Here is a 12,970-nt window from a genome sequence, read left to right as displayed (position 1 = left end):
TCGTTTGGTTAAACGTTTCATCAAGCGCAGAAGTGATAAATCTCTGTTGGCTGAGCGGATCTCTGTTGGCTGAAAGCTCGCGCGCAAGCTTTCAGCCATCAACGTTTTCAGCGCCCGTAACGCTTGGGCAGCATGCGCACCAGGGTGTTGTCATGCACCCAGTAATGGTGGAACAACCCAGCGGCCGCATGCAGGCCGATCAACCAATACCCGGTGCTGCCCAGCCACTCATGCCAGTGTTTGAATTGCTTGGCCAGGTCCGGGTCCGGTGCTACCAACGTCGGCAACGCAAACTCAAAATACGGCACCGGCTTGCCGGCAGCGTTGAGCATCAGCCAGGCCAACAACGGCGTCACAATCATCAAGCCATACAGCGCACAGTGCATCAGGTGCGACGCGGCCGTCTGCCACAGAGGCGGACGGGGCAGGATCGCCGGACGGGGCGCCAGACGCCCCAGTAAGCGCAGCCACACCAGCACGAAAATCGCGATCCCGAAGAGCGAGTGAGCCCCCAGGAACAGTCCCTTGAGCGCGTTGCCTCGCGGCAGCAGGCCTTTGATTTCAATGCAGGTATACACGCCGACAAACAGCGCCAGCATCAGCCAGTGCAGGGTCATCGAGAGTCTCGCGTAGCGCGGTGTCAGCGGATTTTGAGTCATGGGGTACAAACCTTCTGCGTGAATGGTGGCGCTACCCTGCCGCCCCAGTCTTAAGGCAGTCTGAAGATCGGCAAACCGATCATTTTCACCACCTTCAGACTTCGTTAAGAAATGCCTTTGATACTCCTCCCAACATCACGTGGGAGGCGTACCGCCAATGCCCGATATCGATTGGAAGACTTCTTTGCCCCTGCTGTTCGGCCAGGCCGACAGTGCACAACTGCGCCTAGCCCGCGCCCTGCCCCACGACCCACAGCGCCCGGCATTCGAGGCGTTTATCCAACAGCGTTTTCGCATTGCCCATGGCGCCGACATCCGACACTTCATGCCTCAGCTGTTTGGCGTCAGCCAGGCTAACGGCGACCTGTGTGCGGTCGCCGGGGTACGGCTGGCAGGTGACGAGCCGCTGTTTCTGGAGCGTTACCTGGACCATCCGATCGACCCGCTGATCAGTGCCGCCGCCGAGCAAACGGTAGAGCGCCACGCCATCGCCGAAGTCGGCAACCTGGCCGCCAGCGACACCGGCAGTGCGCGCCTGAGCATCATCGCGGTGACCTGGTTACTGGCCATGGGCGGCCTGGAGTGGGTGGCGTTCACCGGCAATATCGGCCTGGTCAACAGCTTCCACCGCCTGGGGTTGAAGCCGGTCACCCTGTGCGCGGCCGACCCGCAACGCCTGGGCGATGACCGCCATCACTGGGGCAGTTACTACGAAAGCCAACCCTGGGTGCATGTCGGCAATATCCGCGCCGGGTTCATCCACTTGCGCAACATGGGCCTGTTCTCACGCCTTGGGTTGCCCACTACCTTTGAGGACACCAGCCATGTCGCCTGAAACCCGCCGCTTCCACGCTGTGCTGCGCGGCTATGCCGAACGTAACGACGGCGCCATCGCCCTGTGGGGCGATACGTTGAAAATGGATTACACCTCACTGTTTGCCGAGGTTGCCTATCGCCAGCAACGCCTGCGTGATGAAGGCGTGAACGTGGTCGCCTTGGCCTTGGACAACGGCGTCGATGCCATGCTGTGGGACTTGGCAATACTGTTCGAGGGCGCGACCTGCCTGACCCTGCCGCCGTTTTTCAGCCCTGCTCAGCGTGCCCATTGCCTTGAACAAAGCCATGCCGAACGGGTGATCGCCGAGCCGTATCTTGAGGCTGAGCTGTTGGCCGCCGGTTACCACCAAGGCGGCGACTTCTGGTGCAAAACCTTTGCAGACCGCCCTTCGATGCCGTCGGGCACGGCCAAGGTGACATTCACCTCCGGCACCACCGGGGCGCCCAAGGGCGTATGCCTGAGTGCCGATAGCGTGCTGCGGGTTGCTCGCGAGTTGTACCAGGCCAGCCACGCCACCGACCCACGTCACCACTTGGCGCTGCTGCCCATCGCGATTTTGCTCGAAAACCTCGGTTGCTACGCCGCGCTGTATGCCGGCGCCACCTTGAGTGTGCCCAGCCAGAGAAGCCTGGGTATCCAGGGCGCCAGTGCGGTGGACGCCGCGCAATTGCTCGGTTGCCTGGCGGAGCGTCAGCCCCACAGCCTGATTCTGGTCCCGCAATTACTGCTGATGTTAGTCATCGCCGCCGAACAGAAGGCGTTCAGCCCGCGAGGGCTGCGCTTTGCTGCGGTGGGTGGTGCGCGCGTTTCCAAAGCCTTGCTGCACCGGGCACAACAGTTGGGCCTGCCGGTGTTTGAAGGTTACGGGCTGTCCGAATGTGCCTCGGTGGTATGCCTCAATCGCCCCGATGCGCAGCGCCCGGGCAGCGTCGGCCGGCCCCTGCCCCACGTGGAAATCCGCTTGGCCGAAGACGATGAAGTGCTGATCAAAGGCTCGACCTTGCTCGGCTACCTGGGTCACAGCGAACAACCCGAGCAGTGGTGGCCCAGCGGCGATCTGGGCGCCTTCGATGAAGACGGCTTTCTCTACCTCAAGGGCCGCAAGAAACATCAGTTCGTGACCAGTTACGGCCGCAACGTCAACCCAGACTGGGTCGAGGCCGAATTGACCCAAGGCGGCGTCATCGCCCAGGCGTTCGTCTATGGCGAAGCCCTGCCCGAGAATCACGCGTTGCTCTGGCCCCATAGCAACGCCTGCACCGACGCCCAACTGGCCGCCACCGTGGCCGCAGTCAATAGCACCTTGCCCGACTACGCCCAAGTGCATCAATGGACGCGCCTGGATGAACCCTTCAGCGCCGCCAACGGTTTGCTCACTGCCAACGGCCGGCCACGGCGCGACGCCATCGTCGCGCGTTATCAAACCCAACTGTCTACCGCACACAAAGAGGAAACCCCATCGTGAATTTTTTCGACACGCTGCAAGAGGCCACCCAACAGGAACGCCAGGCACTGTTCAGCCTGCCGATCATTCGGGATGCGCTGGAAGGTAAAGTCAGCCTGGAGAGCTATCGCGCGTTTCTTGCCCAGGCCTACTACCACGTTCGTCATACCGTGCCGTTGATGATGGCCTGTGGCGCGCGCCTGCCCTCGCACCTGGAATGGCTGCGCAAGGCCGTCTGCGAATACATCGAGGATGAATATGGGCATGAGCAATGGGTGCTCAATGACATCCACGCCTGTGGCGGCGACAAGGATGCGGTACGTGACGGGCGCCCGGGTTTGCCTATCGAACTGATGGTCAGTTACCTCTATGACCTGATCGCCCGCGGCAACCCGGTGGGTCTGTTCGGCATGGTCAATGTGCTCGAGGGCACCAGCATCGCCCTGGCCACTCACGCCGCCGGCAGCATTCGCGAACGCCTGCAACTGCCCGCCACGGCGTTCAGTTACCTCAGCTCCCACGGTTCCCTGGACATCGGCCATATGGAAACCTACCGCCGCTTGATGAACAGCCTGCAAGACCCAGACGACCAGGCTGCCGTGATCCATGCGTCAAAAGTGGTGTACGCCCTTTATACCGACATGTTCCGCAACCTGCCGCGTATCGGGGAGGCTGCTCATGCGCCTGTCTGATGCCCGCGTCGTGCTGACCGGCGCCAGTGGCGGTATCGGCCTGGCGATTGCCGACGCCCTGTGTGCCAGCGGGGCGCAAGTGCTGGCCGTGGCACGCCATCGCGCACCGCTGGAGCCCTTGCTCGACCAGTACCCGCAGCAGCTGTGTTGGGTGAGTGCCGACCTGACCTTCCTCGCCGACCGCCGCAAAGTGCTGGCCGCGGCCGAGGCCATCGGCGGTGTCAACCTGCTGATCAACGCCGCCGGCATCAATCACTTCGCCATGCTTGAGCAGCTGGACGACAACGAAATCAACGGCATGCTGGCGTTGAACATCACCGCGCCGATCTGCCTGACCAAGCTGCTGTTGCCCCTGCTCAAGGAAGCCGAGAGCGCCATGGTGGTGAACGTCGGCTCCACCTACGGCTCCATCGGCTACCCCGGCTATGCCACTTACTGCGCCACTAAGTTTGCCTTGCGCGGGTTTTCCGAGGCGTTGCGCCGGGAATTGGCCGATACGCGGGTGGGTGTGTTGTACGTGGCGCCGCGCGCCACCCATACGCGCATGAACAGCCAGGCGGCGCAGGCCTTGAACACGGCCCTTAAGTCCAACGTCGATGACCCGCGCATCGTCGCGTCGGCCGTGACCCAGGCAATCGCCAAGGATCGTCGCGATCTGTACTTGGGCTGGCCGGAGCGCTTCTTTGTGCGCCTCAACAGCCTGTTGCCGAACCTGGTCGACCGTGGCTTGCGCAAGCAATTGCCATTGGTACGTCGCTTGAGCGACAAACCCGTGAATAAGGATCTGAATCCATGAAACGTCTTTTCGTTGCGCTGCTGCTCACCGCCCTGAGCCCCTTCACCTGGGCCCTGGATGCGGGCGATCAGCAGCGCCTGGCTGACATCCAGACGCGCTGGGCGCATATTCAATACAACCTGCCCGAGGAGCAGCGTACCCAGGCCTTTGAACAGCTCGCCACCCAGGCGAACGCTTTCACCCAAGCCCGCCCCCAGGCTGCCGAAGCGTGGATCTGGGCCGGGATTGTCTCCAGCAGTTGGGCCGGCGCCCAAGGTGGGCTCGGCGCATTGAGCAAGGTCAAGGCAGCCAAGGTCGACCTGGAAACAGCACTCGCGCTAGACCCCAAGGCCCTGCAAGGCTCGGCCTATACCAGCCTGGCGGCGCTGTACGACCGTGTACCCGGCTGGCCGATCGGCTTTGGCGACGCCGACAAGGCGCAACAGTTACTCAAACAGGCCTTGCAACTGAACCCGGCGGGCATTGATAGTCTGTATTTCTGGGGCGACCACCTGTACCGGCAAAAACGCTATGGCGAAGCCCGGGACGCCCTGCGCAAAGCCTTGCTGGCCGCGCCACAGCCAGGTCGGGAAACTGCCGATACCGGACGCCGCAAAGAGATCGAAGGCTTACTGGCCGACGTCGACAAGAAACTCAACTGACAGGAGTCCATGTGCGGCTATTACTGATCGAGGATGATGTAGCGCTGGGCGAAGGTATTCACCAGGCGCTGGTGCGTGAGGGCTACACCGTTGACTGGCTGCAAGATGGCAGCAGCGCCTTGCATGCGCTGCTCAGCGAAACCTTTGATGTGGTCGTGCTCGATCTGGGCCTGCCGCGCATGGATGGGCTGGAAGTATTGCGTCGCCTGCGTGACAGCGGCGCCAACGTGCCGGTGCTGATCCTCACGGCGCGGGATGCCACCGAAGACCGCATCGCCGGGCTCGACGCCGGTGCCGATGACTACCTGATCAAACCCTTCGACCTGGCCGAACTCAAGGCACGCCTGCGGGCGCTACTGCGCCGTAGCGCCGGGCGTGCGCAGGTACTGATCGAACATGCGGGCATTTGCCTGAACCCCAGCACGCAACAGGTCAGCTACAACGGCGCAACCGTGCTGCTGACGCCCAAAGAATATCAACTGCTGCACGAACTGCTCTCGCCGCCCGGGCGCGTCATGACCCGCGACCAGTTGATGCAGTTGCTCTACGGTTGGAACGAAGAAGCTGAAAGCAACACCCTGGAGGTGCAGATCCATCACCTGCGCAAAAAGTTCTCCAGTGAGCTGATCCGCACCGTTCGCGGCGTTGGCTACCTGGTGGAGGAGCGTCGATGACGTCGATTCGGCGGCGCACCCTGACGTTGATCATCGGCCTGCTGCTCTCCGGGTTATTGGTGATCAGCGCGCTTAACCTGCATGACAGCAACCACGAAATAGCCGAAGTCTACGACGCCCAACTGGCGCAGAACGCGCGCCTGCTCCAGGGCGTCATGAGCATGCCGCTGGCCAGTAAAGATCAGGCTGACCTGTATCGGGCGTTCAACAAAGCCTTGGGCGAGGCCATACCCAAGGTGGACGGGCACCCTTACGAAAGCAAAATCGCTTTTCAAGTGTGGAGCCCCCAGGGTGAACTGATGGTATTTACCGCCAGCGCCCCCTCATTTGCCACGCCGCCCGCCCAACCCGGGTACAGCAATGTCAACGACCTCAATGGCCGTGAGTGGCGCGGCTTTGTGCTCAAGGACAAAGACACCGGGCTGCGGATCTGGGTAGGAGAACGCGACGACGTGCGCTCCGACCTGGTAGGCCGCATCGTGCGCCACACCTTGTGGCCCAATGTATTGGGTAGCCTGATCCTGGCTGCGATGGTCTGGCTGGCCATCGGTTGGGGGCTCAAGCCGCTGGCCAATATGGCCGCCACCTTGCGCGCACGGCATTCCGGCTCCCTGGAACCGATGCAACTGACCCCGCTGCCCATGGAACTGGAACCGATGCAAGCCGCGCTGAACCGCATGCTGGCACAGATCCAGGAAGTGCTCGGCCGCGAGCGGCGCTTTATCGCCGACGCCGCCCACGAAATGCGCACGCCCCTGGCGGTTTTGCGCGTGCACGCGCAAAACCTGTTGGAAGCCGGCACTGAAACCGAACGGCGCGAGTCCCTCGCATTTCTGATCACGGGCGTCGACCGCACCAGCCGCCTGGTCAACCAATTGCTGACCATGGCCCGTCTGGAGCCCAGCGCCGGGCAACCACCGGTGCAGGCCATCGACCTGGCGACCACCGTGCGTGACACGCTGATTCAGTTGACGCCCTGGCTGCTGAGCAAGGGCCTGGAATTGGTGTTTGACGTAGATGATGCGCACTACAGCGTGAGGTCCGAGGCGTCCGCCATCAATATCGCCCTGACCAATCTGGTGACCAACGCGGCAAACTTCTCACCGGAACACGGGGTGATCACGGTGGGCCTGCGCCAAAACACCGGCGGTTTCGAACTGAACGTGGATGACCAAGGCCCCGGCATTGACGAGAACGAGCGCGATCGGCTCTTCGAGCTGTTCTACAGCAGGGGCAATGCCGAAGGGGCAGGCTTGGGGCTGACCATCGTACAGACCATCGCCCAACGTCTTGGGGGGCATATCAGCCTGGATAATTTGGCTGACGGCGGGTTGAGAGCCTCCCTGCAGATCCCGCGATCACTTGACGAATAACCCCAGCCACATCGCGAAGGCTTGCCCGAGCGTTAGCCGCCTATGCGCAGGTCTTCAGGGGGTAATCGCGACTTTCATGACGCCGTCGCGCTTTGGCTGACGGCGGGTTGAGAGCCTCCCTGCAGATCCCGCGATCACTTGACGAATAACCCCAGCCACATCGCGAAGGCTTGCCCGAGCGTTAGCCGCCTATGCGCAGGTCTTCAGGGGGTAATCGCGACTTTCATGACGCCGTCGCGCTGGTGGGCGAACAGCTCATAGGCGGCCTCAATATCGTCGAGTTTGAAACGGTGCGTCACCAGCGGCGACAGATCCACCCCGCCGCTGGCCACCACGGCCATCAACCGGCGCATGCGTTCCTTGCCGCCGGGGCACAGGGTCGACACGATGCTGTAATCCCCCAGCCCCGCCCCAAACGCATCATAGGGAATACGCAAGTCACTGGAGTACACCCCCAGGCTGGACACGCGCCCGCCCGGACGCAGCACCCGCAATGCCGACTCGAACGTGCCTTGGGTGCCCAGGGCCTCGATGGCCACATCCACCCCACGGCCGTCGGTCAAGGCCATGATCTGCTCGACCACATCGCCTTTCTTGAAGTCGATGATATGGGTGGCCCCCAGGCCTCGGGCCACGCCCATGCGTTCAGTGACGCCGTCGACGCCAATGATCATCGACGCGCCCTTGAGCCGCGCGCCCGCCACCGCGCAAAGGCCGATAGGCCCCAGGGCGAAGACTGCCACCGTATCGCCAATGCTCACCTCGCCGCGCTCGGCGCCGGAAAAACCGGTGGACATAATGTCCGGGCACATCAGCACCTGTTCGTCGCTCAGGCCATCGGGAATCGGGCACAGGTTGGCCAGCGCATCAGGAACCAGCACGTATTCGGCCTGGCAGCCGTCGAGGGTATTGCCGAATTTCCAGCCGCCGGCGGCGCGAAAGCCATGGCGTGTGTCGGGGCCGTCTTGGGAGCCGCAGCCACACAGGCAGGCATAGCTTTGCCCGCTGGGGGTGATGGCGCCGGCGATCACCCGCTGGCCCTCGACAAAACCGCGTACCTGGGAGCCCAGGCGTTCAATCACGCCCACCGGCTCATGGCCGATAGTCAGCCCTTTGGCCACCGGGTACTCGCCGCGCAGGATATGCACGTCGGTGCCGCAAATAGTCGTGGTGGTGATACGTACCAATGCGTCCAGCGGACCAACTTCGGGAATCGGTTTGTCGTCTAGAACGATGCGGTTTTTTTCAACGAAAACAGCGGCTCTCATGGTAGCCATGGGGTGATCTCCTGCTCCAGGGAATACCAGACTGCGCCGTGATGGGGCCGTGCACGTTGATCATGATCAACAATCCCGCGATTGCCCTGTGCAATTGACCGGGCATTGGGTGCCTGGCCCATTCCTTGGGGTTCCACAGCGTTACCGACCCCGATGACAGTACCCGGATCATCCGTAGCGTGGCGCTCTGAGCATGACGATAGCGGAACGTGGCGCTGAGCGCAGCATCTGCTATTATTGGGTGCCTGGCCCATTCCTTGGGGTTCCACAGCGTTACCGACCCCGATGACAGTACCCGGATCATCCGTAGCGTGGCGCTCTGAGCATGACGATAGCGGAACGTATGAGTGCATTCGTACGGCGCTGAGCGCAGCATCTGCTATTGTCCAAAGACCTCATCTCCTGCTCGTCGCCTTGGCGCGATCTTCTGTGAGCATGCTCTGCGCCATCACCATTCGATGATGGCGGGCCTGAAGTTCCCGGAACGCCACCGCGATGGATAAAAGCCCCACCGACCGACCGCTGGAACCGCAATCGCGGGCCGAAAAGATCGTCGAGTTCAAACGCCAGAAAACCCTGCTCAAGACCGGCGCCCTGCAGGACGCAATCTTCAACAGCGCCTATTTTTCGAGTATCGCCACCGACGAAAAAGGCGTGATCCAAATCTTCAATGTCGGCGCCGAGCGCATGCTCGGCTACGCCGCCGAAGACGTGCTGAACCGCGTCACCCCTGCTGACATTTCCGACCCCGCCGAGCTGATCACCCGCGCCGCCGCTCTCAGCCTGGAGCTGGACACGTCCATCAACCCAGGCTTTGAAGCCCTGGTATTCAAAGCCTCACGCGGCATCGAAGACATTTACGAGCTGACCTACATCCGCAAGGACGGCAGCCGCCTGTCGGCGATGGTCTCGGTGACGGCCTTGCGCAATCGCCACGACACGATCATCGGCTACCTGTTGATCGGCACCGACAACACTGCGCGCAAACAGGAAGAAGCCGAACGCAAAGGCTTCGAACGTGCGCTGGAAGAAAAGAACCTGGAGCTGGAACACGCCAACCACATGAAGTCCGAGTTCCTCGCCACCATGTCCCACGAGCTGCGCACGCCACTGAATGCGGTGATCGGTTTTTCCGAGGCCTTGAAGGACGGCTTGGTCGGCGACATGAGCGAGGTGCAGCGCGAGTACATCGGCGACATCTTCACCAGCGGCCAGCATCTGTTGTCGCTGATCAACGACATTCTCGACCTGTCCAAGGTCGAGGCCGGGATGATGGACCTGGAGCTGGAGGCGGTTGAACTCGCCGGCTTGCTGGCCAACAGCTTATTGATCGTGCGCGAGAAAGCCGCGCTGCAACGCATCCAGTTGAAGCTCGAATGTGAGGGCGATTTCGGCACCCTGGAACTGGACCTGCGCAAGACTAAGCAGATCATCTACAACCTGCTGGCCAATGCGGTGAAGTTCAGCGAACACGGCGCCTCGGTGACCCTGGCGGTACGCGAGGTCAGCCACGCTCAGGTTGGGCAGATTCCCGGCGATTGGCCGACCCACGGCTTCGCCCTGCAACCCAGCAGCCACGAGCGCTTTCTGGAATTGAGCGTCAGCGACACCGGCATCGGTATCGCCGAAAACGACATGAGCAAGCTGTTCAAGGCGTTCAGCCAGATCGACAGCAGCCTGGCGCGCAAATTCGAAGGCACGGGCCTCGGGCTGGCGATGGTCAAGCAACTCACCGACCTGCATGGCGGCAGCGTCGCCGTCGCCAGCCGCGAAGGCGTGGGCACCCGCTTTGTGGTGTGGCTGCCCTTGCATCGTGCGCCGGAGGCCACATGGCCGAAATCCTGATCGTCGAAGACAACCAGGCGAATATGCGCCTGGCGCGGTTATTGCTGGTCAATGTCGGTCACACGGTGTTGTGGGCGGCGGATGCCGAGACCGGCCTGACCCTGGCGCGGGAAAAACAGCCGGCGCTGATCCTGATGGATATCCAGCTGCCCGGAATGGACGGCCTCGCCGCCACCCAATTGCTCAAGCAAGACCCCGACACCGCGCACATTCCGGTGATCGCCCTGACCGCCATGGCCATGAAGGGAGACCGCGAAAAAAACCGGTTGGCCGGGTGCGACGCCTACATCATCAAGCCGCTGCGCTACAAAGAGCTTTACCAGATCATCGACAGCCTGCTGCAACAACACATCAGCCCTCTTACATGAGTCCTCTCCATGGCCAGCCAACCCGCAACGCTATTGATCGTTGATGACGAACCCCAGGTTCGCAAGCTGTTGGAAACCCTGCTGCAACACGAGGGCTACCAGACCCTGAGTGCCGCCAGCGGTGAGGAAGCCTTGCAGTTGGTGGCGCAACAGCCGCCGGACCTGATCCTGCTGGACATCATGATGCCGGGCATGGACGGCTACGAGGTGGCCAGTCACTTGAAGGGCAACGAAACCACGGCGAGTATTCCGATCATCATGCTGTCGGCGCTCAGTGAGTCGAGCGCACGCGTCAGCGGGCTGGAAAGCGGCGCCGAGGAGTTCCTCAGCAAACCGGTGGAGCGTGTCGAATTGTGGCTGCGGGTGCGCAACCTGCTGCGGCTCAAAGCGCGTGGCGATCAGTTGAAGATCCATAACCTGATGCTTGAGCAACAACTGCAACGGCAAACGCCGGAACCGGCAGGCATGAGCGTGCACGACCTGGCGCGCCAGGACCTTGAAAACGCCCTGCGTGAGGCGGTTCAAACTCATCAGTTCACTGTGCATTACCAACCCAAGGTCGAGCTGCTCGGCGGCCAGATCTGCGCCCTCGAAGCGCTGCTGCGCTGGGAGCGCCCAGGCTACGGCGCGGTCTCCCCTGCGGTCTTCGTGCCCGTGCTGGAAAGCCTGGGCTTGATCGTGCCGGTTGGGCGCTGGGTGATCGAGACTGTCTGCCAACAGATCGCCGTGTGGCAACGCAGCCTCGTTGGCGCCGTCGAGGTCTCGGTCAACGTCTCCGGGCATCAATTGATCGAGGGCGACCTGATTGCCGATATTGTGCAGATCCTCGCCGGAACCGGGGTTGAAGCGCATTGGCTGGAAGTTGAACTGACCGAAAGCTCGCTGATGGAAAACACCCATCACACCATCACCAGCTTGCAGCGCCTGCGGGCCATGGGGGTGAAGATTGCTATTGATGATTTCGGCACCGGTTATTCAAGTCTGGCCTATTTGCGCCGCTTTCCCATCGACACTTTGAAGATCGACATTGCGTTTATCCGCGAAGTCACCACCAACCCGCAGGACGCGGCCATCACCCGCACCATTATCGAACTGGCCCACAGCCTGGACCTGCGCGTAGTGGCCGAGGGCGTGGAAACCCAGGAACAACTGGCGTTTTTGAAGGCCGCTGGCTGCGATCAGATTCAAGGTTATCTGTTCAGCCGGCCGTTACCTGCAGCAACCCTGGAGCGCCTGCTACTGGAGCGCCTGCCGAGGGAGTGAGAGCCCTTGATCAGCCCCCGGCAACTGTGGCGAGCGGCGCCACTCTATCCGATAACCGCGTCCCCGTGAACTTCGCCACCACCGCACCCTGCGCCACCAACCGCTCACGGTGCCCGGTCACCATGCGCCCAGTTTGCGCCGCATGCAAAATCACTTCTGATGCCGCATCGCCAGGGCGGCCAATGATCCGGGCAAACCGCTGACCCTCTTCGACCTGATCACCCAGGCCTATTTCAAACACCAGCACCCCGGCGCAGGGCGCGAAGATGGTCTCCATGCAGCCCATGTCCACCACATCACCTTGCCATTCGCTGATAGCCGCGACCTCATCAATCACCCCGTTGATGCACAGCCACGCCCACAAACCATCGGCATCCTGTTGCGCCAGGGCATCGCTGACATCCGCTTGCCCACGCAACTCGATAGTGGCCGCCAAGCGCGGCGAACTGTGGTTAAGGATGGTTTCTTCAAAGGAGCCATCGCCGCCGTCCTCCCAGACAATCACCACATCCACCCGCAACGCCGCCGCCAGCGCCAACCCTTGCTCCGGCCAAAAGCTGCGATGGATATACAGATAAGGCAGCGCCTCATCGTCAGTGTGCAAATCCAGCACCAGATCAGCATCGGCGGCCAGTTCTACCAGGCTTTTTTGCCACTGCGCCACGTTGCTCGCCGGGCGCTGCATGGCCAGGGATTGATCGAAGGCACGGTTAAAATTCTGCCCGGTAGCCTCATGAAAGCGCCCCAGCAACTTGCCCTGGCGAAACTGGCCGATACCCAACGGGTTGGCCTGTGGCACCAACGTGACGCTGCCTTTGAGGCGGCCCTGCTCCTGGCAAGCCTGCAAACGCGGCAGCAACTGGTGCAGCACCAGCATCCCGGCGATTTCATCGGCATGCACGCCCGCTTGCAGGTGGACCGTGGGCCCACTGCCGTCGCCCTCAAAACGCCAGGCGCCGATGTGCAGCACGTTACCGGCATCGCCTGCTACCTGCCACGAAAGGTCTTTTGCCATGCCTTGCCCTCCTCTCATCATTTAATCGCTAGAGATTGAACACACGTTCAACTAACCTGAGCAGACTGTTTTTCAAAGCTGGTCT

At 61.8% G+C, this 12,970-nt stretch carries 13 protein-coding genes; 10 read left to right on the top strand and 3 right to left on the bottom strand.

All coding sequences use genetic code 11. The annotated features are described in order from the left end of the window. Nucleotides 1–107: 107 nt before the first annotated feature. The gene (locus tag GJU48_RS11835; RefSeq protein WP_094950537.1) at nucleotides 108–659 is read right to left on the bottom strand and encodes a cytochrome b; all 552 of its coding nucleotides are present in this window, start codon (nucleotides 657–659) and stop codon (nucleotides 108–110) included. A gap of 157 nt (nucleotides 660–816) precedes the next feature. Here GJU48_RS11835 and GJU48_RS11830 point away from each other — a divergent pair, with 157 nt between their 5' ends. Genes GJU48_RS11830 through GJU48_RS11800 form a run of 7 tightly spaced genes read left to right on the top strand, consistent with a single transcriptional unit; the run spans nucleotide 817 to nucleotide 7,117 of the window. Beyond that, nucleotides 817–1,494, top strand: a complete 678-nt coding sequence (locus GJU48_RS11830; protein ID WP_094950538.1) for a thermostable hemolysin — start codon at nucleotides 817–819, stop codon at nucleotides 1,492–1,494. Beyond that, entirely contained in the window at nucleotides 1,484–2,962 is a 1,479-nt protein-coding gene (locus tag GJU48_RS11825) for an AMP-binding protein (protein ID WP_094950539.1), read from the top strand. Before GJU48_RS11830 ends, GJU48_RS11825 begins: the two co-directional genes overlap by 11 nt. Continuing rightward, on the top strand, nucleotides 2,959–3,633 hold the full coding sequence (locus GJU48_RS11820; RefSeq protein ID WP_094950540.1) for a TenA family transcriptional regulator: 675 nt from the start codon (nucleotides 2,959–2,961) through the stop codon (nucleotides 3,631–3,633). The genes GJU48_RS11825 and GJU48_RS11820 overlap by 4 nt, the downstream gene beginning before the upstream one ends. Beyond that, nucleotides 3,620–4,429, top strand: a complete 810-nt coding sequence (locus GJU48_RS11815; RefSeq protein ID WP_094950541.1) for an SDR family oxidoreductase — start codon at nucleotides 3,620–3,622, stop codon at nucleotides 4,427–4,429. The genes GJU48_RS11820 and GJU48_RS11815 overlap by 14 nt, the downstream gene beginning before the upstream one ends. Then, nucleotides 4,426–5,070 (top strand): tetratricopeptide repeat protein, encoded by a 645-nt coding sequence (locus tag GJU48_RS11810; RefSeq protein WP_094950542.1) that lies wholly within the window; start codon nucleotides 4,426–4,428, stop codon nucleotides 5,068–5,070. The genes GJU48_RS11815 and GJU48_RS11810 overlap by 4 nt, the downstream gene beginning before the upstream one ends. An 11-nt stretch (nucleotides 5,071–5,081) precedes the next feature. Beyond that, nucleotides 5,082–5,744 carry a response regulator gene (locus GJU48_RS11805; RefSeq protein ID WP_094950543.1) on the top strand — a complete coding sequence of 221 codons (663 nt, stop codon included), beginning with the start codon at nucleotides 5,082–5,084 and terminating at the stop codon, nucleotides 5,742–5,744. Continuing rightward, nucleotides 5,741–7,117: a sensor histidine kinase gene (locus GJU48_RS11800; RefSeq protein ID WP_094950544.1), complete on the top strand. Its 1,377-nt coding sequence runs from the start codon at nucleotides 5,741–5,743 to the stop codon at nucleotides 7,115–7,117. The genes GJU48_RS11805 and GJU48_RS11800 overlap by 4 nt, the downstream gene beginning before the upstream one ends. A 203-nt stretch (nucleotides 7,118–7,320) precedes the next feature. Here the strand turns inward: GJU48_RS11800 and GJU48_RS11795 are convergent, their stop codons facing one another. Continuing rightward, nucleotides 7,321–8,394: an NAD(P)-dependent alcohol dehydrogenase gene (locus GJU48_RS11795; RefSeq protein WP_094950545.1), complete on the bottom strand. Its 1,074-nt coding sequence runs from the start codon at nucleotides 8,392–8,394 to the stop codon at nucleotides 7,321–7,323. Between the two features lie 495 nt (nucleotides 8,395–8,889). On the opposite strand from GJU48_RS11795, the gene GJU48_RS11790 reads away from it, so the two are divergent. From GJU48_RS11790 to GJU48_RS11780, 3 genes are read left to right on the top strand one after another with little or no spacing between them, the layout of a single operon-like run. Next, nucleotides 8,890–10,239, top strand: coding sequence for a sensor histidine kinase (locus GJU48_RS11790; protein ID WP_094950546.1), 1,350 nt, complete (start codon nucleotides 8,890–8,892; stop codon nucleotides 10,237–10,239). Further along, nucleotides 10,224–10,607, top strand: a complete 384-nt coding sequence (locus GJU48_RS11785; RefSeq protein WP_094950547.1) for a response regulator — start codon at nucleotides 10,224–10,226, stop codon at nucleotides 10,605–10,607. The genes GJU48_RS11790 and GJU48_RS11785 overlap by 16 nt, the downstream gene beginning before the upstream one ends. Nucleotides 10,608–10,616: 9 nt before the next feature. Next, on the top strand, nucleotides 10,617–11,870 hold the full coding sequence (locus GJU48_RS11780) for an EAL domain-containing response regulator (protein ID WP_094950548.1): 1,254 nt from the start codon (nucleotides 10,617–10,619) through the stop codon (nucleotides 11,868–11,870). A 10-nt stretch (nucleotides 11,871–11,880) separates the two neighbouring features. Here the strand turns inward: GJU48_RS11780 and GJU48_RS11775 are convergent, their stop codons facing one another. Continuing rightward, nucleotides 11,881–12,885, bottom strand: a complete 1,005-nt coding sequence (locus GJU48_RS11775; protein ID WP_155295993.1) for a M14 family metallopeptidase — start codon at nucleotides 12,883–12,885, stop codon at nucleotides 11,881–11,883. Between the last annotated feature and the right edge of the window lie 85 nt (nucleotides 12,886–12,970).

This window comes from Pseudomonas sp. IB20 (genome assembly GCF_009707325.1).
GTDB lineage: Bacteria > Pseudomonadota > Gammaproteobacteria > Pseudomonadales > Pseudomonadaceae > Aquipseudomonas.
This window is presented reverse-complemented; position numbering and strand designations above follow the sequence as displayed.